The sequence below is a fragment of the Streptomyces sp. NPDC044704 genome, assembly GCF_056433525.1.
In genome coordinates, this window is sequence record NZ_JBWKGY010000003.1 from 274,199 (window position 1) to 299,531 (window position 25,333).

Here is a 25,333-nt window from a genome sequence, read left to right on the forward strand (position 1 = left end):
TGCGCCGCCTGGCGCCGGGGGCGCCAGGTTCGACCGAAATACGACGCAGGCACCGGGGCCGTGTGCGTGCCGTTCCGCCCCGCCCGTCGACCCTGCCCGTCGACCCTGCCCGTCGGCCCCGCCCGTCCGCCCGGCGTTCAGCCCTCCAGGCGTTTGCGGAGCTTGAGCGCCAGGTCGACCAGGCGGGCCCCGAGCTTGGGGTGGGCCTCGATGTTGCCGAGCAGCGCGAAGCCGCGGACGATCACGACCGGCGCCTGCGGGTCGGTGGCGCCGCGGCCCTGTCCGCGCACCTCGAAGTTGCCGAGGACCCCGCTGCCGTAGCCGCGCAGGGTGACGTTCTCCGGGACGATGATCTCGACGTTGCCGAGTACGGAGGTCACGTTGATCTCGGTGACCTGCTGCTCGAAGACGGCTTCGGTCAGGTCGATGTTGATGTCGCCCATGACCGAGACCGCCCGGGTGCGGGCTCCGGGGCGCCAGCGGCCCTTGCGGGCCGAGCTGCTGCACACGGCGACGACGGTCTCCGTGTACGCGCCGGGCGCGGCGCTCACGGCGGCCGGGCCGGCGGCGGCGCCGGGGGCCGCCGGGAGGTCCCGTACGAGGACGTCCAGCTCGCCGACCGTCTTGAGGGCGTAGAGGGAGTCCAGGCGCTCGGAGTGCTCCTCGGGCGTCAGCCGGCCCTCGGCGAGGGCGTCGGAGAGGATCTGCGCGATCCGGTCCCGGTCGGCGTCGGAGGCACGCAGCTCGGCGGGGGCGGCGGCCGCGGGAGCGGCGGGGGCGGCGGGGTGCTTTTCCAGGTCCACGGGGTCAGCATAGCGAGACACGATAGATCGCGATACGACTGAGTGAGCCTTACCTCACAAACATCGCACGGCCGGGAGGTCCTACGCTGGACAACCGCGCTGCCAATTGGTCGCCAGCGCTGTCTGCCGAGTGAGGAATGCCCCCAATGCCGGAGTTCGCGTACACCGACCTGCTGCCCCTGGGCGAGGACACCACCCCGTACCGGCTGGTGACCGCCGAGGGCGTGTCCACCTTCGAGGCGGACGGCCGTACGTTCCTCAAGGTCGAGCCGGAGGCGCTGCGCAAGCTCGCCGAAGAGGCCATCCACGACATCCAGCACTTCCTGCGCCCCGCGCACCTCGCGCAGCTGCGCCGCATCATCGACGACCCCGAGGCCTCCTCGAACGACAAGTTCGTCGCGCTCGACCTGCTGAAGAACGCGAACATCGCGGCGGCCGGCGTCCTGCCGATGTGCCAGGACACGGGCACGGCGATCGTCATGGGCAAGCGCGGCCAGAACGTGCTCACCGAAGGCGGCGACGAGGCGGCCCTCTCCCGCGGCATCTTCGACGCGTACACCCGCCTCAACCTGCGCTACTCGCAGATGGCCCCGATCACCATGTGGGAGGAGAAGAACACCGGCTCGAACCTGCCCGCGCAGATCGAGCTGTACGCGACCGACGGCGGCGCGTACAAGTTCCTCTTCATGGCCAAGGGCGGCGGCTCGGCCAACAAGTCCTTCCTCTACCAGGAGACCAAGGCGGTCCTCAACGAGGCCTCCATGATGAAGTTCCTGGAAGAGAAGATCCGCTCGCTCGGCACCGCGGCCTGCCCGCCGTACCACCTGGCGATCGTGGTCGGCGGCACCTCCGCCGAGCACGCCCTCAAGACCGCGAAGTACGCCTCCGCCCACTACCTGGACGAGCTGCCGCGCGAGGGCTCCCCGCTGGGCCACGGCTTCCGCGACGAGGCCCTGGAGCAGCAGGTCTTCGAGCTGACCCAGAAGATCGGCATCGGCGCCCAGTTCGGCGGCAAGTACTTCTGCCACGACGTGCGGGTCGTGCGCCTGCCGCGCCACGGCGCCTCGCTGCCCGTCGCCATCGCCGTGTCCTGCTCGGCCGACCGCCAGGCCACCGCGAAGATCACCGCCGAGGGCGTCTTCCTGGAGCAGCTGGAGACGGACCCGGCGCGCTTCCTGCCGGAGACCACCGACGAGCAGCTGAACGAGTCCGCGGACGTGGTCTCCATCGACCTGAACCAGCCGATGGACGACATCCTGGCGACCCTGACCAAGCACCCGGTCAAGACCCGGCTGAGCCTGACCGGACCCCTGGTCGTGGCGCGCGACATCGCGCACGCCAAGATCAAGGAGCTGCTGGACTCGGGCGCGCCGATGCCGCAGTACCTGAAGGACCACCCCGTCTACTACGCGGGCCCCGCGAAGACCCCCGAGGGCTACGCCTCCGGCTCCTTCGGCCCGACCACGGCCGGCCGCATGGACTCCTACGTCGAGCAGTTCCAGGCGGCGGGCGGCTCCAAGGTCATGCTGGCCAAGGGCAACCGCTCGCAGCAGGTGACGGACGCGTGCGGCACGCACGGCGGCTTCTACCTCGGCTCGATCGGCGGCCCGGCGGCGCGCCTGGCGCAGGACTGCATCAAGAAGGTCGAGGTCCTGGAGTACGAGGAGCTCGGCATGGAGGCGGTCTGGAAGATCGAGGTCGAGGACTTCCCGGCCTTCATCGTCGTGGACGACAAGGGCAACGACTTCTTCCAGAACCCGGCCCCGGAGCCGACGTTCACCCACATCCCGGTCCGCGGCCCGGGCCTGTAGCGCGCGTTCCCGGGGGCCCCTCTGCCGATCGGCAGAGGGGCCCCCGCGCATGTCCGCCGATCGGCAGATGGATCACGGGCTGACTCCCGGCGAGGCTGGTGCCCTGCCCGAACAGCCCTCTCCGACCGGGAGTTCCACGATGAAGAACCGTACGCGCGCCCTCGCCGCCGCCGGGGCGGCCGCCCTGCTCGCCACCCTGATCGGGGCGGGCCCCGCCCCCGCCGCCCCGGCGGGGGCGAAGCTCGCGGCCGTGCACGGCGGGGCCACGGTCCTGTACGCGTACTCCCCGGGCGACGACATCCGCTTCACCGTCGACGCCGACGCGGTCCCGTTCAGCAAGCCGTTCCCGGACACCGAACCGAACCGGGGCATGCCGACGGACGCCCGGGGCAAGGTGACCGTGTACCACCACTCCCCCGAGCACGACGTCACCGGCACGTCCGAGGCCGAGGTGGACTGCCTGGTCACGGGCGGCAGGACGGCTACGGTCACCGCCGTGGTCACCAAGTCGAACACCGGCTGGGTGGGCAAGCGGATCGGGATCAGCGTCCAGGACGGCGAGCACGGCGCGCCGGACCGCGTGGGCTTCTCCTGGGGCGTCGCGAACATCGACCCCCCGAGGCAGGAGCCGGACGGCGGGGCCGCCCAGGCCACGGTGGGCACCTGCATGGCCCCCGCCCCCTTCACGACGGTGACGAAGGGCGGTTTCAAGGTCACTCCGGCCCCCCTCCCCCCGCTCCCCCCGCTCCCGAAGCCGTAGCCGTAGCCGTAGCCGTGGCGGGGGCCGCAGGGGACGCGGCGCGAGGTCACGACGCGTTCAGCCCCCGAGCGTCACGCGGTGGCCGCCCGTCCACCCCGTCCGGTTAACGTCTGACGCATGAACCGGCAGTCCACCTCTTCCCTCTCCCCCGCCCGCACCGTGCGGGTCATCGCCCACCGGGGCGCCTCCCACGAGCACCCCGAGCACACGCTCGCCGCCTACCGGCAGGCCATCGCCGACGGGGCCGACGCGCTGGAGTGCGACGTCCGGCTGAGTGCCGACCGGCGGCTCGTGTGCGTGCACGACCGGCGGGTCGAGCGGACCTCGGACGGGCGCGGGGTCGTCTCCGCCCTGACCTACGAGGAGCTGTCCGCCCTCGACTTCGGGGCGTGGAAGGGGGACGGGCACGCGGGCGCGCGGGTACTGCTCTTCGAGGACCTGCTGCGCGAGGCGCTGGCCGCGGACCGGCCCGTCGGGCTGGCCGTCGAGACGAAGCACCCGTCGCGGGCGGGCGGCCGGCTGGAGGCCGAACTGGTCCGGCTGCTGCGGGAGTACGGGCTGGCGGACGGGGCGTCGGGGCGCGTCGAGGTGATGAGCTTCTCGCGGAACGCGCTGACCCGGATGCACCGGCTGGCGCCCGGGCTGCCCGCCGTCTACCTGATGGAACGCCGGGTCAGGCCGGCCCGGCCCCCGTACGCCACCCACGCGGGCCCGGGGATCGAGCTCGTACGCCGGGATCCGGGGCTGGTGGGGCGGCTGAAGGCGAAGGGGCTGGCGGTGCGGGTGTGGACCGTGGACGAGCCCGAGGACGTGGAGCTGTGCGTCCGGCTCGGCGTGGACGCGATCATCACCAACCGGCCCCGCGACGTACGGAAACTGCTGCGCGACGTGTGACACCCGGCCGGGGTGCGCCGGCCGGGCGTGGGGGGTCGGGGGCCCGCAGGGGCCCCGGGGTGGGCGGAGGGGCGGGCGGAGGGCGGTTACGCGAAGCGCTGGTTCGCGGAGCCGTTGCAGGGTTGCAGGCGCAGCTGCTCGTGCGCGGCGGCCACCGTCAGGCACATGCCCGGGGCGGCGGAGGGGCGCAGGGTGGCGCCGTCCCGGACGAACTGCTGGTTGGCGCCGCCGTGGCAGTTCCACAGGACCAGGCCGGTGCCGTTGCCGTAGGAGGCGCCGGGGACGTCCAGGCAGCGGTCGTGGGTCAGCTCGACGCGGACCGACTTGCGGACGGTGTCGTACCACCATCCCTGGTTGCGGCCGCCGTGGCAGTCCCAGCCCACCACCTTGGTGCCGTTGGCGCTGGAGCCGCCGAAGGCGTCGAGGCAGTTGCCCGTCGCCTCGCTCTTCAGGGGCGCGTACAGGTCGTCCCAGGCCCCGGCCTGGAGGACGGGGGTCCCGGTGCTCGCCGGGTCGGCGCAGGAGGCCTCGCGCAGGCCGGAGGCGTAGAACTGGGTGAGGCAGGACGCGAAGGCGCCGTGGCCGCGGTAGTTGGGGTGGAAGGACTGCCGGGCGGTGTTCTCGTCCCACGGGAAGTGGTCGCCGAGGTCCAGGTAGAGCCCGCGGGCCCAGGTGTCCTCCATGCACACCTCGTGGCCGTGGAAGAGGCGCGAGTTGTCCAGGTAGAGCGCGCCCGCGTCGCGGGCGGCCGCGCGCATGCCCTTCTCGAAGGTGGGCACGGCGTGGTTGCGGCCCCAGGTGGCGTCGGAGTCGTAGCCGGCGCAGCCGCCGGGGAGCTTGCCGGGGAAGTTCGGGTTGTCGTTGAAGTCGGGGCCGATGGGGCTGGGGTAGCCCATGACGACGAGCTTGTAGTCGGAGTCGGCGTAGCCCGCGTCGCGCATGACGGTCTTCAGGTCCGCGACGGTGGACTCCACCTTGGGCTTGAGGCCGTCGACACGGGCCTGCCAGCCGGGGGCGTACTTGGGTTCGCAGGTGCCCTGGCTGAGCACCCAGCGGGTCACGCAGTCGGTCATGACGGGGCCGAACTGGAGGTCGTCGTTGGCACCGGCGACCAGCAACACCATCTTGATCTTCGTGTTGCGTGCTTTGATGGCCAGGCTGTCGCTCTGGACCAGCTCGTCCGCGTACTGCTTGCTGCCGCCGATCCTGATGTTGCCCGTGTAGCCGCCGGAGCAGGCCACGTTGAAGGTCAGGTCGGCCTGGATGCCGGTGCGGTGGATCGCCGCGTCGGGCGAGCGGTGGCACTGGTTGGACGGCGTGTTCGTCGCGGGGTCGTAGTTGCCGACGCCCTCGCCGGAGATCTCGCTGTCGCCGAGCGAGATGAGACCGGTCTTGCGCTGGGCGGGCGGGCGGATCGCCGGGTCGCCGTAGATCCGGGTGGCCTCGGCGGCCCGGACCGCCTCCAGCTCCGGCGGCAGGGGGGTGACGGAGACTCCGGCGGCCGGGGCCGCCTGGGCCATGGGGGTGACGGCGGTGACGCCCCCGAGGGCGGCCGCGATCGCCGCGACCGAGACGACGGTAGATCTGAGCCTGGATTTCGTACGCGCACGTGCCATGAACGCCTCCCCGAAGTCGGTGTTACCCACGGTATTTACTGGTGGGTAGGGGAGTTGGGAACACTTCGAACAAGACAATTGCTCAACTTTTTGAGGAGGTCACGAACATGACCGAAGATCAGCAGCCCGAAGCGTTCCGGATCGAACACGACTCGATGGGTGACGTACGGGTACCCGCCCACGCCAAGTGGCGCGCGCAGACCCAGCGCGCGGTGGAGAACTTCCCGCTCTCGGGCCAGCGTCTGGAGCGCGCCCACATCGCCGCCCTGGCCCGGATCAAGGCCGCCGCCGCCGTGGTGAACGCCCGCCTGGGCGTGGTGGACGCGGAGCTCGCGGAGGCCGTCCGGTCCGCCGCCGTGGAGGTCGCGGACGGCCGTTGGGACGCCCATTTCCCCGTCGACGTCTTCCAGACGGGCTCCGGGACCTCGTCCAACATGAACGCGAACGAGGTGATCGCCACCCTCGCCACGGAGCGGCTGGGCCGCGAGGTGCACCCCAACGACCACGTCAACGCCTCGCAGAGCTCCAACGACGTCTTCCCGTCCTCCATCCACATCGCCGCCACCGCCGCCGTCACCGGCGAGCTGATCCCGGCGCTGGAGCACCTCGCGGAGGCGCTGGAGCGCAAGGAGGCCGAGTTCGCCACCGTGGTCAAGGCCGGGCGCACGCACCTGATGGACGCCACTCCCGTCACCCTGGGCCAGGAGTTCGGCGGGTACGCCATCCAGGTCCGCTACGGCATCGAGCGACTGCGGTCGGCGCTGCCCCGGCTGGCCGAACTGCCGCTGGGCGGCACGGCCGTCGGCACCGGGATCAACACCCCGCCCGGTTTCTCCGCCGCCGTGATCGCGGAAGTGGCCGCGGCCACGGGGCTGCCGCTGACCGAGGCCCGCAACCACTTCGAGGCGCAGGGCGCGCGGGACGCGCTCGTGGAAACCTCCGGAATGCTGCGGACGGTCGCCGTATCACTCACCAAGATTTCCAACGATCTGCGCTGGATGGCCTCCGGGCCGCGCACGGGATTGGCCGAAATCAATCTCCCGGATCTGCAACCGGGGTCCTCGATCATGCCCGGAAAGGTCAATCCGGTCGTCCCCGAGGCCGTCCTGATGATCGCCGCCCAGGTGATGGGGAACGACGCGACGGTCGCCGTGGCGGGCGCCGCCGGCAACTTCGAGCTCAACGTGATGCTCCCGGTGATGGCCCGGAACCTGCTCGAATCGATCCGCCTGCTCGGAAACGGAAGCCGCCTCCTGGCCGACCGCACGGTGGACGGGATCACCGCCAACTCCGAGCGTGCCAGGGAGTACGCCGAATCCTCGCCCTCCGTGGTGACCCCGCTGAACCGCTGGATCGGCTACGAGGAGGCCGCCAAGGTCGCCAAGAAGGCGCTCGCGGAACGGAAGACCATCCGCGAGGTCGTGCTGGAGTCCGGCTACGTCGAGCGCGGCGACCTCACCCTCGGACAACTCGACGAGGCGCTCGACGTCCTGCGGATGACCCGGCCCTGACCGGTTCCCGGACAGGGGCCGAATCCGGTCGTTTACCGTCCCCGGGCACCTCCGTGACCTGCACCGCAGCAACCGTACGGGCGCCAGCCCTAAGATCTGCGCATGACAGGTACCTTCAGGCCCGGGGGCGGCCCGGCGCGAGGCGAGGCGCGCGACGGGACGCGGGGCACGCACTGGACGCCCGGAGAGCAGATCCTCTGGCGCTACCGCGACCACGCCCCGGGCCTGAAGGGCCCGGTCCACATCTGCCGCCCGGTGACCGTCGTGCAGGACACCGACGAGCTGCTGGCCGTGTGGATGGCGCCCGGCACCGAATGCGTCAAGCCGGTCCTCGCGGACGGCACCTCCGTGCACGCGGAGCCGCTCGCCACCCGCTACACCGCACCGCGGACCACCGTACGGTCGCGCTGGTTCGGCGGGGGCGTGCTGAAGCTGGCCCGGCCCGGGGAACCGTGGTCGGTGTGGCTGTTCTGGGACCATGACTGGCAGTTCAAGAACTGGTACGTGAACCTGGAGGAACCCCGCGCCCGGTGGGCCGGCGGGGTCGACTCCGAGGACCACTTCCTCGACATCGCCGTCTACCCGGACCGCAGCTGGAAGTGGCTGGACGAGGACGAGTTCGCGCAGGCGCAGCGGATCGGCCTGATGGACCCGGAGCAGGCACGGCGGGTGCGGGAGGCGGGGCACGCCGCGGTGGAGGTGATCCGGGCGTGGGGGGCTCCGTTCTCCGGCGGCTGGCCCGAATGGCGGCCCGATCCGGCCTGGGGCGTCCCCCCTCTTCCCGAGGACTGGGACCGCACCCCGGCGCATATGACCTCATGAGACCCTTGATGCGCCCCCGGGGTTGAAACGTAGGATCGTCCTCCGCCGGTCGCGCGCGCGGCCGCCATCAGGTCCCGCAACCGCAAATGACCTGCGGCGACCGGGACTTGACCGGAGGTCAACGCAGAACGAGAGGTAACGAGCGGGACGCGGAACCAGGGGGCGAAGGTGTCCCCGCCGCTGAGCGGGTATACCGCGACTGACCGAGTTGAGTGCAGCGCACATCCAGCGCAAACGGACGGAATTCCACGCGTGACGGAGTATCCCACCTCCCAGGAGGGCCCGCAGCCCGCCGGTGCCTCCGGCGGAGGTTCGGACGAGGCAGGCCACGGCAAGGCCCCGATCGCGGCCGCCGAGGCCGTACGCACGCATGCGCAGGTTCCGGTCTCCGGCCAGGGCGGCGCCGAGCTCCCCCGGCCGCGCGGCACCGCCGCGGCCGGCCCGGGCGGCTCCGGGCAGCCCGACGGGGCCTCCCGCGCGGCCGGCCACGGCGCGGCGGACCCGGGTCCGGGTCCGGGCGGCGGTGCGCGGACCCGCGACGGCGAGGCCGCCCGCAACGCGGGCCGGCGCGACCCGGCCGACACCGTCCCGGGGCACGGCGGGCCGCCCGGCCCCCGCGCTCCCCTCGGGACGGCCCCCCTGCTGCCCCCGGGCGCTCCCGAGGCCCCCCGGGAGCCGGGTACCGCCCTGCCCGTCGGCGCCGGACGGCACGGCGGCGGTACGCCGGTACCGGGCTCCGGCCCGGAGGCGGGCGTGGCGCGCCGGGAGGGCGACCGGCTGCGGTTCGTCGGCGCCGCGACGCGCCGCATCGCGCGCGGCATCGACCTCGACGAGATCGTGCTCGGCCTGTGCCGGGCCACCGTGCCGACGTTCTCGGACGCGATCCTCGTCTACCTGCGCGACCCGCTCCCGGTCGGCGACGAGCGGCCCGTCGGACCGGTCGTTTTAAGGCTCCGGCGCACCGACCGGCTGCGGCCGATCGACGATCTCACCGACAGCGGGGCGAGCGAGAGCGCGGGAGCCCCGGGAGCCGCCGGGGAGCTCGACTTCAGCCAGCTCCCGCTGGTCGGCCCGCAGGGTGACCTGCCGGCCGCCGAGTTGTGCGAGATCCGCCCCGGCGGGGCCCTCGCCGAGGTGCTGCGCGGCGTACGCCCCGTCTTCGGGTCCGCCGCCGGCGCCAAGGACGCGCTGCCGGAGCTGCTGGGGTCCGAACACCCCGTGCCGCGCGGCCAGCGGGCCATCCTGGCCCCCCTGCGGGGCCGCCGCCGGGTGATCGGCGCGGCGGTCTTCCTGCGCACCCCGGACCGGGACGCCTTCGAGCAGAACGACCTGCTGGTCGCCGCGCAGCTGGCCACCCACACCGCGCTCGGCATCGACAAGGCCGTCCTCTACGGCCGCGAGGCGTACATCGCCGACGAGCTCCAGCGCACGATGCTGCCCGACAGCCTGCCCCAGCCCACCGGGGTCCGGCTCGCCTCCCGCTACCTCCCGGCCGCCGAGACGGCCCGGGTCGGCGGGGACTGGTACGACGCCATACCGCTGCCCGGCAGCCGGGTGGCGCTGGTCGTCGGCGACGTCATGGGCCACTCCATGACCTCCGCCGCGATCATGGGCCAGCTCCGTACGACCGCGCAGACCCTGGCGCAGCTGGACCTGCCGCCCGCGGAGGTCCTGCACCACCTGGACGAACAGGCCCAGCGGCTGGGCTCGGACCGGATGGCCACCTGCCTGTACGCGGTCTACGACCCGGTCTCGCACCGCATCACCATCGCCAACGCCGGCCACCCGCCGCCGGTGCTGCTGCACCTGGGCGGCCGCGCCGAGGTGCTGCGGGTGCCGCCCGGTGCCCCGATCGGCGTAGGCGGCGTGGACTTCGAGGCCGTGGAGCTGGACGCCCCGGCCGGGGCCACCCTGCTGCTGTACACGGACGGGCTGGTGGAGTCCCGGCTGCGGGACGTGTGGACCGGCATCGAGCAGCTCCGCGAACGCCTGGCGACCACCGCCCAGCTGACCGGGCTGGACCACCCGCCGCCGCTGGAGGCCCTCTGCGACGACGTCCTGGACATGCTCGGCCCCGGAGACCGGGACGACGACATCGCCCTGCTGGCGGCCCGCTTCGACGGGATCGCGCCCAGCGACGTCGCGTACTGGTTCCTGGACCCGGAGGAGACCGCTCCGGGCCGGGCGCGCCGGTTCGCCCGGCGCGCGCTGACCCGGTGGGGTCTGGAGGACCTCAGCGACTCCCTGGAGCTGCTGGTGAGCGAGGTGGTCACGAACGCCGTCCGGTACGCCGAGCGGCCCGTGACGCTGCGCCTGCTGCGCACGGACGTGTTGCGCTGCGAGGTCGGGGACGATTCGCCGCAGCTGCCGCGCCAGCGGCGGGCCCGGGACACCGACGAGGGCGGGCGCGGCCTGTTCCTCGTCAACCGGCTGGCCCGGCGCTGGGGCGCCACCCGCCTGAGCAGCGGAAAGGTCGTCTGGTTCGAGCTCCCGTTGCCGGGTGCGCATGACCGGCGTTGACTGGGTAGGCGCGGGAGGGTGCCTTCCGGCGTGAGCCGGGGGGCTGCCCGATCCCACCGACCCCCAGGGGAGGCCGCTCGTGACCCAGGACGCGCAGAGGGTCCCGTACACGACCAACAACGCCGGGATCCCGGTGGAGAGCGACGAGCACTCGCTCACCGTCGGCCCGGACGGTCCGGTCCTGCTCCAGGACCACTACCTGATCGAGAAGATGGCCCAGTTCAACCGCGAACGGGTCCCCGAACGGGTGGTGCACGCCAAGGGGTCGGGCGCGTACGGCGTCTTCCAGGTGACCAACGACGTCAGCCAGTTCACCCGGGCCGACCTGTTCCAGCCGGGGCGGCGGACCCCGGTGCTGGCCCGGTTCTCCACCGTCGCCGGGGAGCAGGGCTCCCCCGACACCTGGCGGGACCCGCGCGGGTTCGCCCTGAAGTTCTACACGGAGTTCGGCAACTACGACCTGGTCGGCAACAACACGCCGGTCTTCTTCGTCCGTGACCCGAGCAAGTTCCAGGACTTCATCCGCTCGCAGAAGCGCCGGCCCGACAACGGGCTGCGCGACCACGACATGCAGTGGGACTTCTGGACCCTGTCCCCGGAGTCCGCGCACATGGTGACGTGGCTGATGGGCGACCGCGGGATCCCCAAGTCCTACCGGCACATGAACGGTTACGGCTCGCACACCTACCTGTGGGTCAACGGCGGCGGCCAGAAGTTCTGGGTGAAGTACCACTTCACGACGGACCAGGGCATCGAGTTCCTGACGCAGGCGGACGCCGACCGGATCGCGGGCGAGGACCCCGACTTCCACCGGCGGGACCTGTCCGAGGCGATCGCGGGCGGCGAACCGCCCAGCTGGACCCTGAAGGTGCAGGTCATGCCCTTCGAGGACGCGCCGGACTACCGCTTCAACCCGTTCGACCTGACCAAGGTGTGGCCGCACGCGGACTATCCGCTGATCGAGGTCGGGCGGATGACCCTGGACAAGAACCCGGACGACTACTTCGTCCACATAGAGCAGGCCGCGTTCGAGCCCTCGAACCTGGTGCCGGGCATCGGCCCGTCGCCGGACAAGATGCTGCTGGGCCGGCTGTTCTCGTACCCGGACACGCACCGGTACCGGATCGGCGCGAACTACGCCCAGCTGCCGCCGAACCGGGCCCGGTCGCAGGTGTCCTCGTACGCGAAGGACGGCGCGATGCGCTTCGAGGCCTCGGCGGCGGCCCGCCCGTACGCTCCCAACTCCTACGGCGGCCCCGCGGCGGACACCGCCCGCTTCGGGGAGCCGGCCGGCTGGGCGACGGCGGGCGAGATGGTGCGGGAGGCGTACACCCTGCGCGCGGAGGACGACGACTGGGGCCAGCCGGGCACGATGGTCCGGGAGGTGCTGGACGACGCGGCCCGGGAGCGGCTGGTGTCGAACGTCGCCGGGCACTTGGCGGACGGCGTCAGCGGCCCCGTCCTGGAGCGGGCCCTGCGGTACTGGCGCAACGTCGACAAGGGCGTCGGCGACCGGATCGCCGCCCGGTTCGAGGACTCCTGACCCGCGCCGACGGCGTCCGGACGCACCGCCGCCCCGCAGCGTGATCGCTGCGGGGCGGCGGTGTCCGCGGGCCGGTACCGCTACTGCTGCGGCGGGTTCGGCCTGTTGGGCGGGAAGATGAACGACCTCGTCGGATCCGCCGTCTTCGTCGGGTCGGCGGTCTTCGTCGGGTCCTTCGTCGGCGCCGTCGGGTCCTTGCTGCCCGAGGGATCCGGCTTGCCGCTGCTGCGCGTCGGGTCCGGGGTGTTCGACGGCCGGCTGGAGCTGGTGCTCGGCGCCGGCGAGGAGGACGAGCCGGAGGGGGCGGGCGTGGTCGCGCTGCGGCTCGGGGCGACCGGGACGCCCATCCGGGCCTCCGTCAGCTGGAACTCGGCCGTGTCGACGCCCTTGAGCGCGGCGAGCGTGTAGGCCTTCCAGATCTCGGCGGGGAAGCTGGAACCGCCCGCGCGGCCCTTGCCGGCCGTACCCGTCAGGGTGACCTGCTTGTGGCTGTTGGGGTCCTCGCCGAACATCGCGACGACGGTGACCAGTTCCGGGGTGTACCCGGTGAACCAGGCGGCGACGTTCAGCTCGGCGGTACCGGTCTTGCCGGCGGCCTCGTAGGCGCCGCTGCGCACGGCCTGGCCCGAACCCTCGGCGACGACGCCGGTGAGCACCTTGGTGACCGTGTCGGCGGTCTGGCGGGAGATCGCCTGGCCGCCGATGGGCTGGACCGGCTTGAACTCGCCGTCCTTGTGCTCGGCCGTCTTGATGATGGTCGGGGTGACCTTCTTGCCGTGGTTGTCGAAGGTGGCGTAGACGGCGGCCATCTCGACGGTGTTGGCGCTCATCGTGCCCAGCGACATGGCCGGCTGGTCGTCCGGCCAGCCCTTGCGGTCCACCATGCCGAGCTGGAGCGCGGTCTTCTTCACGTTCTTCGGCTTGGCGTCGACGATCATCTGCGCGTACACCGAGTTGACGGAGGAGTTCGTGGCCTCCTGCACCGTCATCATCGGCTCGCCGTAGTTGATGTCGTCCTGGTTCTGCGGGTTGAACGGGACGTCGCTGCCGACCACCTTGCGCTTGCTGGTGCCGTCGTACAGGGCGTTGGGAGTGATCTCCTTGCCGTCCTGCGTCGTCGCCCCGGTCTCCATGGCGGAGGCCAGCACGATCGGCTTGAAGGTCGAGCCCGGCTGGTAGTCGGTGCGCAGGGCGTTGCTCTGGTCCTTGTCGGCCAGTCCCGTACCGCCGTACATCGCGACGATCGCGCCGGTCTTGGGGTCGACGGAGGTGGCGCCGGCCTGGACGCTCTGGTCCTGGGGACGGCTCTTGGGGTCCTTGCGGTCGAGCTTGGACTCCAGCTCGTCCTGGACCGCCTTCTCCAGCGCGGCCTGCTTCTTCTTGTCGATGTTGAGCGTGATCGTCCAGCCGCCGGCCGCGATGTCGGCGTCCGTGATGTTCTGCTTGTTCATCTCGGCCTCGGCGGCCTGGACCAGGTAGCCCTTCTGGCCTTCCAGGCCCGGGCGGGTCTTCGGCTTGATGGGCTCCTGGAACTTCAGGGTCTTGCGCTTGGCCTCGTCCAGCTTGCCCATCTCGACCATGTTGTCGAGGACGGCGTTGAAGCGGATCATGACGAGCCGCTTGCCGTTGGGCCCGGCGGTCGCCCAGTCGTACTGGCTGGGGGCCTGGATGACGGCGGCGAGGTAGGCGCCCTGTTCCAGGGTGAGCTTCTCGGCGTCCACGCCGTAGAAGGCCTGGGCGGCGGCCTGGATGCCGTAGGCGTTGCGGCCGTAGAAGTTGGTGTTGAGGTAACCGGCGAGGATGTCGTCCTTCTCCATGCGCTGGTCGACCTTGAGGGAGATGATGAGCTCCCGGACCTTGCGGGTGGGCGACTGGTCCTGCGTCAGGTAGTAGTTCTTGACGTACTGCTGGGTGATCGTCGAGCCGCCCGCGGTGCCCTTGCCCCGGAGGGTGTTGAACAGGCCCCGGCCCACGCCCATCACGTCGATGCCGCGGTCGCTGTAGAAGGACTTGTTCTCGATGGCGATGAACGCGGTGCGCACGTCCTCCGGGATCTTGTCGATCGGGAGGATCTCGCGGTTCACGTCGCCCGTGCGGGCCATGACGGAGCCGTCGGCGAACTTGTAGGTGTTGCTCTGGAGCGTCGCCGTCTTGTTCGGGTCGGTGGGCTCGTCCACGGAGAAGTAGAGGATGACCACCCCGACTATGCCGAGCAGGATCAGCCCGAGGAACGTGCCGAGGATCTTCTTCCAGGTGAAGAAGCGGCGTATGCCGGTTGGTCTGCCGGCGCTGCCATTGGCGCGCCCGCGCGGCGTTTTCCGCGCACCGCGCTGCTGCTGCGCTCGTCGCGCTTCTGCTCGGCCCATCGCTCCCGCTCCGCTCGATTACCCCCCCGACGTCAGCTCAGAAAACTAACACCGCAGGCTGTGACAAAGGTTGGTCAACCCTGATCAATACCGGTCAATTCGGACGTGAGAATCAGCACCCACTCCAATGGAACCGACGCTCACGATGCCTGAAGGGTTGCGGACTCCGCAAAAAGTGATATCACTTTGCTAGGCGCTTCGGTCGGCCTCGACCGGACGCGGAATGACAAACGGGGGTAATCCATGACAGCGACAGTGGACGCGACGGCCGTGGGCACGCGACCGAGCGACGTACGGGAGTTCCCGGCACACAGCGTCGGCGGCGGGCTGGCCCTGCTGGGCGGTCTGGTGGGCGTGGCCGCCGGGGTGGGGGTGATCGTCCTCGGCGCGACGGCCGGCGCCGTCGCGGTCCAGGCCTCCGTGATCCCGCTGGGCGTCCTGCTGGTCCTCGCCTCGATCATCGCCATGAGCGGACTGAACACCGTGGCTCCGGGCGAGGCCCGGGTGGTCCAGCTGTTCGGCCGCTACCGGGGCACCATCCGGGCGGACGGACTGCGCTGGGTCAACCCGTTCACCTCCCGCGAGAAGATCTCCACCCGGGTGCGCAACCACGAGACGGCCGTCCTGAAGGTCAACGACGCGTACGGCAATCCGATCGAGCTGGCGGCGGTCGTGGTCTGGCGGGTCGCCGACACCGCCCGGGCGGTCTTCGAGGTCGAGGACTTCACCGAGTTCGTCGAGACGCAGACCGAGGCGGCCGTGCGCCACATCGCCATCGAGTACCCCTACGACTCCCACGACGAGGGCGGCCTCTCCCTGCGCGGCAACGCCGAGGAGATCACCGAGAAGCTCGCCGCCGAGCTGGCGACCCGCGTCGAGGCCGCCGGCGTGCACATCATCGAGTCCCGGTTCACGCATCTCGCGTACGCTCCGGAGATCGCCTCCGCGATGCTCCAGCGCCAGCAGGCCGGGGCGGTCGTGGCGGCCCGCAAGCAGATCGTCGAGGGCGCCGTCGGGATGGTGGAGCTCGCCCTCACCCGCCTGGCGGAGGAGGAGATCGTGGACCTGGACCCCGAACGCAAGGCCTCCATGGTGTCGAACCTGATGGTGGTCCTGTGCGGCGACCGCGCGGCCCAGCCGGTCATCAACGCGGGCACCCTCTACCAGTGAGCCCCGCCGGCGGCACGCGGCCCGGCGGCGAGCCGGACGCCCCGGAGCCGGACCGGGGCCGGGCCGGGAGCCAGGAGCAGCCACCCCGGGCCGGCAAGCAGGCGCGCAAGCAGGTGCTGCTGCGCCTCGACCCCCAGGTGTACGACGCCCTCGCCCGCTGGGCGGGGGAGGAACTGCGCAGCGCGAACGCGCAGATCGAGTTCCTGCTGCGCAGGGCGCTCGCCGACTCCGGCCGGCTGCCGGGCGGAGCGGCCCCGATCCGCCCGCGCGGCCGCCCGCGCAGCACACCGGACTCCTGACCGCGGAGTGCCGACCGCGGAGTCCCGACCGCGAGCCCGGACGCCGGTCCCCGGGCCCACCGGCCGGCCCCTCAGTCGGTGGGCCACACCGGGAGCGGGCGCACCGCCTCGCGCAGCGCGGCCGCGATCGCCCGGAACTCCTCCTGGCGGGCCGTGCCGGTGCGGATGGCCAGGGCGATGCGCCGCGAGGGGGCCGGCTCGGCGAAGTACCCCGTGGACAGGTGCTCGTTGCGGGCGGTCTCCAGCCGCAGCGCGGTGCGGGGCAGCAGGGTCACCCCCAGCCCGCCCGCGACCAGCTGGACGAGCGTGGACAGCCCGGCGGCGGTCGTGGTGACGTCGGCCCCGACCGTACGGCCGGCGTCGCGGCAGATGTCCAGGGCCTGGTCGCGCAGGCAGTGCCCCTCGTCGAGCAGCAGCAGCTGGAGCCCGCGCAGTTCCTCGCGCGGGATGTCCCGGCGCCCGGCCAGCGGATGGTCCCGGGGCGCGAGCAGGACGAAGTCCTCGTCGAACACGGGCAGTTCGGTGACCCCGGGGACGCCGAGCGGGACCGCGAGCAGCAGCAGGTCCAGCCGGCCGCCCGAGAGGCCCTCCAGCAGCGAGGCCGTCTGCTCCTCGTGCACCTGGAGGTCCATCCGGGGGTAGCGGCGCTGGAACAGCCCGAGCACGGTCGGCAGGAGGTACGGGGCCACCGTGGGGATCACCCCGAGCCGCAGGATCCCGGTGAAGGGGGCCCGTACCGCCTCGGCCTCCTCCAGCAGCCCGCCCATCGCGTCGAGCACGCCCCGCGCCCGGACGGCGATCCGCTCGCCCGCCGGGGAGAGCAGCACCTTGCGGGTGGTGCGCTCCAGCAGCTGCACCCCGAGGGCCTCCTCCAGCGCGGAGACGGCCCCGGACAGCGCGGGCTGGCTCATGCCGATGGCCGCGGCGGCGTCCCGGAAGTGCAGGTGCTCCGCCACCGCCGCGAAGGCGCGCAGCTGCGCCAGCGTCGGCTGCTTCGGTCCTCTACTACTGACAGCCACTGATAGGTACCTCCGATCACCCGACACAAGACTAGCTATTTCCGTAATCAATGCAGCTGTGCCAGCATGTGAGATCCGTCCAACCCCTTCGGAAAGCCCCCAAAAGGGTCACTTTCCATTTCGCAAGGAGAGTTCGTGCTCACTGTCGGTGACAAGTTCCCCACCTACGATCTGACCGCCTGCGTCTCGCTCGACGCCGGTGACGAGTTCGCCCAGATCGACCACAAGACCTACGAGGGCAAGTGGCGCGTGGTGTTCTTCTGGCCGAAGGACTTCACCTTCGTCTGCCCGACCGAGATCGCCGCCTTCGGCAAGCTGAACGAGGAGTTCCTCGACCGCGACGCCCAGGTGCTCGGCGTCTCCGGCGACTCCGAGTTCGTCCACCACGCCTGGCGCAAGGACCACGCCGACCTGCGTGACCTGCCCTTCCCGATGCTGGCCGACTCGAAGCACGAGCTCATGCAGGCCTGCGGCGTCCAGGGCGAGGACGGCTTCGCCCAGCGCGCCGTCTTCATCGTCGACCAGAACAACGAGATCCAGTTCTCGATGGTGACCGCCGGTTCCGTCGGCCGTAACCCCAAGGAGGTCCTGCGGGTCCTCGACGCCCTGCAGACCGACGAGCTGTGCCCCTGCAACTGGACCAAGGGCGAGAACACCCTCGACGCCGGCGCGCTGCTGGCCGGTGAGTGACGGATGTCCCTCGACTCCCTCAAGTCGGCCATACCGGACTTCGCCAAGGACCTGAAGCTGAACCTCGGTTCGGTCATCGGGAACGCCGACAGCAACGGCAAGCTCTCGCAGCAGCAGCTGTGGGGCACCGTCCTCGCCTGCGCCATCGCGGCCCGCTCCCCGCGCGTCCTGCGTGAGCTGGAGCCGGAGGCGAAGGCGGCGCTGTCCCCGGAGGCGTACACCGCCGCCAAGTCCGCCGCGGCGGTCATGGCGATGAACAACGTCTTCTACCGGACGCGCCACCTGCTCTCCGACCCGGAGTACGGCACGCTGCGCGCGGGCCTGCGGATGAACGTCATCGGCAACCCCGGCGTGGAGAAGGTCGACTTCGAGCTGTGGTCGCTCGCGGTCTCCGCGGTCAACGGCTGCGGCCAGTGCCTGGACTCGCACGAGCAGGTCCTGCGCAAGGCCGGTGTCGACCGCGAGACGGTCCAGGAGGCCTTCAAGATCGCCTCGGTGATCCAGGCCGTCGCCGTCACCCTCGACGCGGAGGCCGTCCTCGCCGCCGAGTGACCTCGCACCGTACGCGACGGGGCCCCCGCAGCCGTTTCCCGGCCGCGGGGGCCCCGTGCGTTCACTTCTTCAGCCGGGCCATGAGCGCCCGTACGTCCTCGATCATCGCGGCGGTGACCGCGTCCTCGTCGGGCTCGGGTTCGTCGGTCTCCCGCCACGTGGCGACGCTGAGCGTGAAGACCGCGCCGCCGTCGAGCACCTGGAGCCGGGGCACGTCCACGTGCCGGTAGAACAGCGCCCGCTCCCCGAGCCCGGGGACCTGCTGGACCTCGACGAGCTCCCGGCTCCGGTCGGGGTCGCCCCCGGGGCCCGCCCCGAACTCCGTCCCCGGGTCCGTCTTCTTGTGCAACTCGACCATCAGCTGGGCCTGGTAGGAGACCCGCCCCTCGTCCCACCGGGTGGAGAGCCCGCAGTACGCCCAGTCCAGGGCGGGGCCCTCGCCGTGGGCAGGCCTGCTGTCGTCGAACCCTCCGGCCACCCCGCCGAGCGCCTTCATCGGGGCCTCCTTGCACAGGTCCTCCGCGTGCCGGTAGGCAATCGGCGGCCCGTTGGAGAAACGATCCTGTGCGACCAGGGTCCCCGCCCACACCGCAGAGGCCAGCACCGCCCCGCCCAGGGCCCACAGCCAGGGCCGGCCGGTCCCCCGCCCGCCGTCCGGACCGTTCCCGGCCCCGTCCCCGGCCCCGGCCCCGGGCGGCCGGGCCACCTCGGCCGGGCGGTCGGAGGTCCACTCCCCTTCGAGCTCAGGCTCGCTGATCATCCCCGGCCTCCCGTACGGCCACCTCCACCGCCGTGGCCCCGTGCGGCGCCGGGCCGACGGAGGCCACCAGCCCGCGCTGCTCGCGGGAGTAGGCCTTCAGGTAGCCGACCACCGTGTTGGTGACGGCGGCCAGCGGTACGGCGACCACCGCTCCGCCGATGCCCGCGACCATCCCGCCCGCCGCGACCGCGAGCACCACCGCGAGGGGGTGCACCCGTACCGCCCGGCCCAGGATGAAGGGCTGCAGGACGTGCCCCTCGATCTGCTGCACCGCCAGCACCACGAGGACGACCATCAGCGCGGTGAACGGACCCTCCGTCACCAGCGCCACGACCACCGCCAGCGCCCCGGAGATCACGGCGCCGACCAGCGGGATGAAGGCGAACAGGAAGATGAACACGGCCAGCGGCACGGCCATGGTGACGTTCAGGAAGTACAGCCCGAGGCCGATGAAGACGGCGTCGATGAGGGCCACCAGCACCGTGCCGCGCACGTACGCGGTCAGCGTGCGCCAGGCGCGGGGACCTGCGCCCGCGACTCCGGGACGCGCCGCGGCCGGGACCAGTCCGAGCACCCAGGTCCAGATCTTCTTGCCGTCGTAGAGCAGGAAGAGCGTGGAGAACATCGCGAGCAGCATGCCCGTCAGCACCTCGACGAGCACCGTCACGCCCTGGAGCCCGGCGGAGGTGATCTGCTCGGTGTTCGTGCCGATGGTCTCGCTGAGGTTCTTCGCGATGTCGTTGATCTGCTTCTCGGTCACGTGGAACGGACTGTCCAGTGCCCAGGTCTTGAGTTCGTTGATCCCCTCGCGAACCCGGTTGGACAGGTCGTCGAGGTTCTCCATCACCTGCCAGACCACGAACCAGCCCACGAGGCCGATCACGACGAACCCGAGGATCGCCGTCACGGCGGTGGCCAGCCCGCGCGGCAGCCCGAGCCGGCGCAGCCGGACCACGAACGGCTGGAGGAGCGCGGTCACCAGCATCGCGGCGGCGAAGGCGAGGACGACCAGGCGCACTTCGCTGATCACCTTCATCAGCACCCACAGCAGCCCGGCGAGCAGCAGCAGCCGCCAGCTGGCCTCGGCGGCGACGCGCACCCCCCACGGGATGACGCTGACCGGGTCGGGACGTTCGGGCGGCCCCGGCTGACCGGCCGTGACCCGCGCCGCGGGGACGGGCGTCCCGGCGGTCACCACGGGGGTGGGCAGCGGCGGGTCTCCGGCGGCCTCGGCCTCGACCTCGGCACGCCGTTCGTCCAGCCGTGCCTCCATCCGGCTCAGTCTGCTCCCGAGCCGGCCGAGCCAGCCTGCCCTCTTCGCCATGTCGTTCCCTTCCCCCCGCCCACCGCGTCGGCGCGCCCTGTTCGGCCGCCCCGCACGACCGTACACGCGAGGAGCCCCGCACCGTAGGACGGTGCGGGGCTCCCCGGAGCCGGGTGGCGGCCTGTGACCTAGTACCAGTTGTTGGCCTGCCAGAAGCTCCAGGCGCCGCAGGGGCTGCCGTAGCGCTCGTTCATGTAGTTCAGGCCCCACTTGATCTGGGTGGCCGGGTTGGTGCGCCAGTCGGCACCGGCCGAGGCCATCTTCGTACCGGGGAGCGCCTGGACCAGACCGTAAGCGCCCGAGGAGGCGTTCACCGCCTTGTAGTTCCAGGTGGACTCGTGGTTGATGATGTTGGAGAAGCACTGGAACTGCCCGGCCGGGACCATCTGCTGGGCCATGGCCTTGACCTGGGCGACCGTGTAGGAGCCCTGGACGGGGAAGTCGCCCGCGTCACGGGAGGCGGACCGGCTCGCGGTCTCGCCCTCCTCGTCGCGCTCGGCCTTCGCCTTCGCTTCGAGGTCGGCCTTCTCCTTGTCCTTCTTCGCCTTGTCGGCCTTCTCGGCCTCCGCCTTCTTGGACTTGGCGTCCTCGGCGGCCTGGAGACGGGCGGCCTCCTCCGTCGAGCGCTTGGCGTCGGCGTCGGCGGCGTGGGCGATGGAGTCGGCCTGCTGGGCCAGGGAGGCGCTCTGGACCTCGGCCTGGTCGCCGACCGGGATTTCAGCGAGGAGAGTCGCGCCGGAAGCGGTCGTCTCGAGGTCGTTCGAGGAGGAGTCGCCCGTGGCAACGCCCACGACTGCGCCGACGGTGGTGACCGCGGTGGCCGAAGCCACTGCGAACCCCCGGACCGAGATCCGGCTCACACGGTGTCCTTCCAGCAGCGTCCGCAGTGACCGAGCGGGCGCAAGAGTGCCCCTCGACACTGGCCTCCGTGGTGGTGCGGTCACTGGAGGCGCGGGCCCGTGGGCAACTCCCCTGCGGGAGCTGCCGCGTGGTGCTCGGGCGGCATACGGCCAACGGTTCTGGAGTTGTGGTGCTGCGCGTACCTCACGAGAGATACAGGTGTGCCGTATGCGGGGCCTGACGGAAAACAGACTCTGCCGGACCTCGACGCCGCAGGGCAATTCCGCGTTGCGTGGGAAAGGTCACACCTGCGGGGGCTCCGCTGTTTCGGACAAAGGGCTGTGCAGCGCGGCGCCGCCCGGCTAGGCTCTGGGCCTTTTGCCGGGCGGCGCCAACTCATCTCTCCGCTATGGGGTTTTTGACCCGTTCGGTATCAGAGTGTCTCCAGCATTTCCGTGACCAGCGCGGCGATCGGGGAGCGCTCGGAGCGGGTCAGCGTGATGTGCGCGAACAGCGGATGCCCCTTCAGCTTCTCGACGACGGCGACGACTCCGTCGTACCGGCCGACCCTCAGGTTGTCCCGCTGGGCGACGTCGTGGGTCAGGACGACCCGCGAGTTGGCGCCGATCCTGGAGAGCACCGTCAGGAGGACGTTGCGCTCCAGGGACTGGGCCTCGTCCACGATCACGAAGGCGTCGTGCAGGGAACGGCCGCGGATGTGGGTGAGCGGCAGGACCTCCAGCATGCCGCGGCCCAGCACTTCCTCGATGACGTCGCGCCCGGCGACCGCCGAGAGGGTGTCGAAGACCGCCTGCGCCCAGGGGCTCATCTTCTCGGAGGCGTCCCCGGGCAGGTAGCCGAGGTCCTGGCCGCCGACCGCGTACAGCGGCCGGAAGACCATCACCTTCTGATGCTGCCTCCGCTCCAGCACCGCCTCCAGGCCGGCGCACAGGGCCAGCGCCGACTTGCCGGTGCCGGCCCGGCCGCCCATGGAGATGATCCCGATCTCCGGGTCGAGCAGCAGGTCGAGGGCGATGCGCTGCTCGGCACTGCGGCCGTGCAGCCCGAAGGCCTCGCGGTCTCCCTTCACGAGCCGTACGTTGCCGTCGGCGGTGACCCGGCCCAGGGCCTTGCCGCGCTCGGACTGGAGGACCAGCCCGGTGTGCACGGGCAGCTCCGCGGCCTCCGGTACGTAGAGCCGTTCCTCGGAGTAGAGGAGGTCGACCTGCTCCCCGGAGAGGGCGAGCTCGCTCATGCCGGTCCAGCCGGCGTCCGTGATGGCGAGCTCGGCCCGGTACTCCTCCGCGAGCAGCCCCACGGAGGAGGCCTTGATGCGCAGGGGGAGGTCCTTCGACACGACCGTGACGTCGTAGCCCTCGGCCTGGAGGTTGCGGGCGACCGCGAGGATCCGCGAGTCGTTGTCCCCCAGCCGGAAGCCGGCGGGCAGGACGCCCGGGTCGGAGTGGTTGAGCTCGACGCGCAGCGTGCCACCCAGATCGCCCAGCGGGATGGGGGCGTCGAGACGTCCGTACCGGACCCGGAAGTCGTCGAGCAGGCGCAGGGCCTGGCGCGCGAAGTAGCCGAGTTCGGGATGGTGCCTCTTTGCCTCCAGCTCGGTGATCACCACGATCGGGAGCACGACCTCGTGCTCGTCGAAGCGCTTGATCGCGTTGGGGTCTGCCAGCAGGACGCTGGTGTCGAGGACGTAGGTCCGCCTGTCGGGCAGGCGGCGCTTTGTGCTGGTCACCACGGAAGGACGTACCCCCTCGGAAGAGGTCGGGCCATGAAGACCGGACCGGTCAACGGCGCCAGTGCAAGGGCCGTTTTCCGGCCCTCCAATCCGTCCGTGCGAACCGCACGCGCGTCCTGGTGCAAAGGGCCTCCCGGGCGGACGGCCCTGTGCCGTCCGCTGAGACTCGACACCCGTGGATCGGACGTCGACCTGCCAGGGTTATGCCCTCGAACGTGCGCGGCCATGCCATGGCATATGACGGACGCTCGGTGAAGTCCTGGTGAAGGCCTTGCGCGGGGGACGAACGGGGACAGAGGGGATACCGGCGGACCGAGGGGGCGTCAGCCGCCGGGGAACCTGCCGCCCGGGGATCAGGTGCCGTAGCGCCGGTGCCGGGCGGCGTAGTCGCGCAGCGCGCGCAGGAAGTCGACCTTGCGGAAGGCCGGCCAGAAGACTTCGCAGAAGTAGTACTCGGAGTGGGCGCTCTGCCACAGCATGAATCCGGACAGCCGCTGCTCGCCGCTGGTGCGGATGACCAGGTCCGGGTCGGGCTGGCCGCGGGTGTACAGGTGCTCCGCGATGTGGTCGATGTCCAGGACCTCGGCGAGCTCCTCGAAGGAGGTGCCCTTCTCGGCGTGCTCCAGCAGCAGCGAGCGGACCGCGTCGGCGATCTCCTGGCGGCCGCCGTAGCCGACGGCGACGTTGACGAGTATCCCGCTGACGTCGTGCGTGGCCTGCTCGGCCTCCTTCAGCACGGACTGGGTCCGGGCGGGCAGGATGTCCAGGTTGCCGACGTGGTGGACGCGCCAGCGGCCGTCCGCCGCGAGGCCCCGGACCGTGTTCTCGATGATGTTGAGCAGCGGGCGGAGCTCGACCTCCGGCCGGTCCAGGTTGTCCGTGGAGAGCATCCACAGGGTGACGACCTCGACGTCCGTCTCGGTGCACCAGCCCAGCATCTCCGAGATCTTGTCGGCCCCGGCCTGGTGGCCCTGCTCCGTCGTGCCTCCGGACGCCTTGGCCCAGCGCCGGTTCCCGTCCAGGATGACGCCGATGTGCTTGGGCGACGCGTCATGGTCGAGGCGGCCTTCCACCCGGCGTGCGTAGAGCCTGTACACCAGGTCGCGCAGCTTCACGATCTTCGAGCCCCTCCGTGCAATGCCCCCGTGCGAATTGCGGTCTCCCCCGAGTCGGCCACATTACTGCGCGGCGGGATCGGGTACCCAACTCGGTCTGTCACAAGTCCGTGATAGGGAGGACATCGTGACTGATACCAATCCCTATCGGGCAGAGCCCTCGCGCTACGACTCCATGGAGTACCGCCGCACCGGCCGCAGCGGCCTCAAGCTCCCCGCCGTCTCCCTCGGCCTCTGGCACAACTTCGGTGACGACCGGTCCCTGGAGTCCCAGCGGGCGATCCTGCGGCGCGCCTTCGACCTCGGTGTGACCCACTTCGACCTGGCCAACAACTACGGCCCGCCCCCGGGCTCGGCCGAGCTGAACTTCGGCAAGATCTTCGCCCAGGACTTCGCGGCCCACCGCGAGGAACTGGTGCTCTCCACCAAGGCCGGCTACTTCATGCACCCCGGCCCCTACGGCGAGTGGGGCAGCCGCAAGTACCTGCTCGGCTCGCTCGACGCCTCGCTGAAGCGGATGGGCGTGGACTACGTCGACGTCTTCTACTCGCACCGCTTCGACCCGGAGACCCCGCTGGAGGAGACCATGGGCGCGCTCGCGTCCGCGGTCCAGCAGGGCAAGGCGCTGTACGTGGGCGTCTCCTCCTACACCGCCGAGCAGACGGCCGAGGCCGCCCGGATCCTGACCGGCATGGGCGTGCGGCCGCTGATCCACCAGCCCTCGTACTCCATGATCAACCGCTGGACGGAGGAGGACGCGCTGCTGGACACCCTGGAGGAGGCCGGCATGGGCTGCATCTCCTTCGCGCCGCTCGCGCAGGGGCTGCTGACCGGCAAGTACCTGAAGGAGATCCCGGAGGGCTCGCGGGCCACCCAGGGCAAGTCCCTGAACCCGGCGCTGCTCTCGGAAGACGTCGTCCGGCGCCTGAACGGGCTGAACGAGATCGCCGCGCGGCGCGGGCAGTCGCTGGCGCAGCTGGCGCTCAAGTGGGTGCTGCGGGACGACCGGATGACGTCGGCGCTGATCGGCGCGTCGAGCGTGAAGCAGCTGGAGGAGAACCTGGCCGCGCTGGCGGGTGCGCCGCTGTCGGAGCAGGAGTTGAAGGAGATCGACTCCTTCGCCGTTTCCACCCCCGGCACCAACATCTGGGCCCAACGCGGCTGACCT

The 25,333-nt window shown here is 71.4% G+C and carries 21 protein-coding genes; 12 read left to right on the plus strand and 9 right to left on the minus strand.

The window, feature by feature from the left end; all coding sequences use genetic code 11:
- Nucleotides 1-137: 137 nt before the first annotated feature.
- Complete coding sequence (locus tag AC07B0_RS08740) at nucleotides 138-803, minus strand: DUF1707 SHOCT-like domain-containing protein (protein WP_356872571.1); 666 nt, start codon at nucleotides 801-803, stop codon at nucleotides 138-140.
- A gap of 146 nt (nucleotides 804-949) precedes the next feature.
- On the opposite strand from AC07B0_RS08740, the gene AC07B0_RS08745 reads away from it, so the two are divergent.
- From AC07B0_RS08745 to AC07B0_RS08755, 3 genes are all read left to right on the plus strand, one after another.
- A complete protein-coding gene (locus tag AC07B0_RS08745; protein WP_356872573.1) occupies nucleotides 950-2,614 on the plus strand; it encodes a fumarate hydratase in 1,665 nt (554 codons plus the stop codon).
- Nucleotides 2,615-2,753: 139 nt separating this feature from the next.
- Nucleotides 2,754-3,374, plus strand: coding sequence for a hypothetical protein (locus tag AC07B0_RS08750; protein ID WP_469376621.1), 621 nt, complete (start codon nucleotides 2,754-2,756; stop codon nucleotides 3,372-3,374).
- 117 nt (nucleotides 3,375-3,491) lie between these two features.
- Complete coding sequence (locus tag AC07B0_RS08755) at nucleotides 3,492-4,268, plus strand: glycerophosphodiester phosphodiesterase (protein WP_467290158.1); 777 nt, start codon at nucleotides 3,492-3,494, stop codon at nucleotides 4,266-4,268.
- Nucleotides 4,269-4,354: 86 nt separating this feature from the next.
- Here AC07B0_RS08755 and AC07B0_RS08760 read toward each other — a convergent pair whose 3' ends face one another.
- Nucleotides 4,355-5,884, minus strand: coding sequence for a ricin-type beta-trefoil lectin domain protein (locus AC07B0_RS08760; protein WP_469376619.1), 1,530 nt, complete (start codon nucleotides 5,882-5,884; stop codon nucleotides 4,355-4,357).
- Between the two features lie 107 nt (nucleotides 5,885-5,991).
- Between AC07B0_RS08760 and AC07B0_RS08765 the strand changes: the two genes are divergently transcribed.
- The 4 genes from AC07B0_RS08765 (at nucleotide 5,992) to AC07B0_RS08780 (ending at nucleotide 12,280) form a co-directional block, all read left to right on the plus strand.
- Complete coding sequence (locus AC07B0_RS08765) at nucleotides 5,992-7,395, plus strand: class II fumarate hydratase (RefSeq protein WP_356872581.1); 1,404 nt, start codon at nucleotides 5,992-5,994, stop codon at nucleotides 7,393-7,395.
- A 102-nt stretch (nucleotides 7,396-7,497) separates the two neighbouring features.
- Entirely contained in the window at nucleotides 7,498-8,217 is a 720-nt protein-coding gene (gene fomD / locus AC07B0_RS08770; RefSeq protein ID WP_356872583.1) for a cytidylyl-2-hydroxypropylphosphonate hydrolase, read from the plus strand.
- A gap of 687 nt (nucleotides 8,218-8,904) precedes the next feature.
- Entirely contained in the window at nucleotides 8,905-10,737 is a 1,833-nt protein-coding gene (locus AC07B0_RS08775; RefSeq protein ID WP_469376934.1) for a SpoIIE family protein phosphatase, read from the plus strand.
- Nucleotides 10,738-10,816: 79 nt separating this feature from the next.
- Complete coding sequence (locus AC07B0_RS08780) at nucleotides 10,817-12,280, plus strand: catalase (RefSeq protein WP_356872586.1); 1,464 nt, start codon at nucleotides 10,817-10,819, stop codon at nucleotides 12,278-12,280.
- Nucleotides 12,281-12,360: 80 nt separating this feature from the next.
- On the opposite strand, the gene AC07B0_RS08785 is transcribed toward AC07B0_RS08780, so the two are convergent.
- Nucleotides 12,361-14,646, minus strand: coding sequence for a transglycosylase domain-containing protein (locus AC07B0_RS08785; RefSeq protein WP_469376614.1), 2,286 nt, complete (start codon nucleotides 14,644-14,646; stop codon nucleotides 12,361-12,363).
- A 243-nt stretch (nucleotides 14,647-14,889) separates the two neighbouring features.
- Here AC07B0_RS08785 and AC07B0_RS08790 point away from each other — a divergent pair, with 243 nt between their 5' ends.
- Nucleotides 14,890-15,816: an SPFH domain-containing protein gene (locus AC07B0_RS08790; protein WP_478897379.1), complete on the plus strand. Its 927-nt coding sequence runs from the start codon at nucleotides 14,890-14,892 to the stop codon at nucleotides 15,814-15,816.
- On the plus strand, nucleotides 15,813-16,115 hold the full coding sequence (locus AC07B0_RS08795; RefSeq protein ID WP_356872591.1) for a type II toxin-antitoxin system antitoxin: 303 nt from the start codon (nucleotides 15,813-15,815) through the stop codon (nucleotides 16,113-16,115). Before AC07B0_RS08790 ends, AC07B0_RS08795 begins: the two co-directional genes overlap by 4 nt.
- Before the next feature lie 71 nt (nucleotides 16,116-16,186).
- Here the strand turns inward: AC07B0_RS08795 and AC07B0_RS08800 are convergent, their stop codons facing one another.
- Complete coding sequence (locus AC07B0_RS08800) at nucleotides 16,187-17,134, minus strand: hydrogen peroxide-inducible genes activator (RefSeq protein WP_356872593.1); 948 nt, start codon at nucleotides 17,132-17,134, stop codon at nucleotides 16,187-16,189.
- 135 nt (nucleotides 17,135-17,269) lie between these two features.
- Between AC07B0_RS08800 and AC07B0_RS08805 the strand changes: the two genes are divergently transcribed.
- Both AC07B0_RS08805 and AC07B0_RS08810 read left to right on the plus strand, forming a co-directional pair.
- Nucleotides 17,270-17,824: a peroxiredoxin gene (locus tag AC07B0_RS08805; protein ID WP_356872594.1), complete on the plus strand. Its 555-nt coding sequence runs from the start codon at nucleotides 17,270-17,272 to the stop codon at nucleotides 17,822-17,824.
- Nucleotides 17,825-17,827: 3 nt separating this feature from the next.
- Entirely contained in the window at nucleotides 17,828-18,376 is a 549-nt protein-coding gene (locus AC07B0_RS08810) for an alkyl hydroperoxide reductase (protein ID WP_356872596.1), read from the plus strand.
- A gap of 61 nt (nucleotides 18,377-18,437) precedes the next feature.
- Here AC07B0_RS08810 and AC07B0_RS08815 read toward each other — a convergent pair whose 3' ends face one another.
- From AC07B0_RS08815 to AC07B0_RS08835, 5 genes are all read right to left on the minus strand, one after another.
- Entirely contained in the window at nucleotides 18,438-19,136 is a 699-nt protein-coding gene (locus AC07B0_RS08815) for a hypothetical protein (protein ID WP_478897380.1), read from the minus strand.
- Entirely contained in the window at nucleotides 19,120-20,460 is a 1,341-nt protein-coding gene (locus tag AC07B0_RS08820; protein ID WP_478897382.1) for an AI-2E family transporter, read from the minus strand. The genes AC07B0_RS08815 and AC07B0_RS08820 overlap by 17 nt, the downstream gene beginning before the upstream one ends.
- A 128-nt stretch (nucleotides 20,461-20,588) precedes the next feature.
- Nucleotides 20,589-21,320: an aggregation-promoting factor C-terminal-like domain-containing protein gene (locus AC07B0_RS08825; RefSeq protein ID WP_356872602.1), complete on the minus strand. Its 732-nt coding sequence runs from the start codon at nucleotides 21,318-21,320 to the stop codon at nucleotides 20,589-20,591.
- Nucleotides 21,321-21,733: 413 nt separating this feature from the next.
- Nucleotides 21,734-23,050 carry a PhoH family protein gene (locus AC07B0_RS08830; RefSeq protein WP_356872604.1) on the minus strand — a complete coding sequence of 439 codons (1,317 nt, stop codon included), beginning with the start codon at nucleotides 23,048-23,050 and terminating at the stop codon, nucleotides 21,734-21,736.
- A gap of 353 nt (nucleotides 23,051-23,403) precedes the next feature.
- Nucleotides 23,404-24,165, minus strand: a complete 762-nt coding sequence (locus tag AC07B0_RS08835; RefSeq protein ID WP_478897384.1) for an isoprenyl transferase — start codon at nucleotides 24,163-24,165, stop codon at nucleotides 23,404-23,406.
- A gap of 127 nt (nucleotides 24,166-24,292) precedes the next feature.
- On the opposite strand from AC07B0_RS08835, the gene mgrA reads away from it, so the two are divergent.
- Nucleotides 24,293-25,330: an L-glyceraldehyde 3-phosphate reductase gene (gene mgrA, locus AC07B0_RS08840; RefSeq protein ID WP_356872608.1), complete on the plus strand. Its 1,038-nt coding sequence runs from the start codon at nucleotides 24,293-24,295 to the stop codon at nucleotides 25,328-25,330.
- Nucleotides 25,331-25,333 lie beyond the last annotated feature (3 nt).

Bases quoted from the DNA above. Each gene is read 5' to 3' on its own strand.
- AC07B0_RS08745 (WP_356872573.1), top strand. From the start codon at position 950: ATGCCGGAGTTCGCGTACACCGACCTGCTGCCCCTGGGCGAGGACACC.
- AC07B0_RS08750 (WP_469376621.1), top strand. From the start codon at position 2,754: ATGAAGAACCGTACGCGCGCCCTCGCCGCCGCCGGGGCGGCCGCCCTG.
- AC07B0_RS08755 (WP_467290158.1), top strand. From the start codon at position 3,492: ATGAACCGGCAGTCCACCTCTTCCCTCTCCCCCGCCCGCACCGTGCGG.
- AC07B0_RS08760 (WP_469376619.1), bottom strand. From the start codon at position 5,884: ATGGCACGTGCGCGTACGAAATCCAGGCTCAGATCTACCGTCGTCTCG.
- AC07B0_RS08765 (WP_356872581.1), top strand. From the start codon at position 5,992: ATGACCGAAGATCAGCAGCCCGAAGCGTTCCGGATCGAACACGACTCG.
- fomD (WP_356872583.1), top strand. From the start codon at position 7,498: ATGACAGGTACCTTCAGGCCCGGGGGCGGCCCGGCGCGAGGCGAGGCG.
- AC07B0_RS08785 (WP_469376614.1), bottom strand. From the start codon at position 14,646: ATGGGCCGAGCAGAAGCGCGACGAGCGCAGCAGCAGCGCGGTGCGCGG.
- AC07B0_RS08790 (WP_478897379.1), top strand. From the start codon at position 14,890: ATGACAGCGACAGTGGACGCGACGGCCGTGGGCACGCGACCGAGCGAC.
- AC07B0_RS08810 (WP_356872596.1), top strand. From the start codon at position 17,828: ATGTCCCTCGACTCCCTCAAGTCGGCCATACCGGACTTCGCCAAGGAC.
- AC07B0_RS08815 (WP_478897380.1), bottom strand. From the start codon at position 19,136: ATGATCAGCGAGCCTGAGCTCGAAGGGGAGTGGACCTCCGACCGCCCG.
- AC07B0_RS08820 (WP_478897382.1), bottom strand. From the start codon at position 20,460: ATGGCGAAGAGGGCAGGCTGGCTCGGCCGGCTCGGGAGCAGACTGAGC.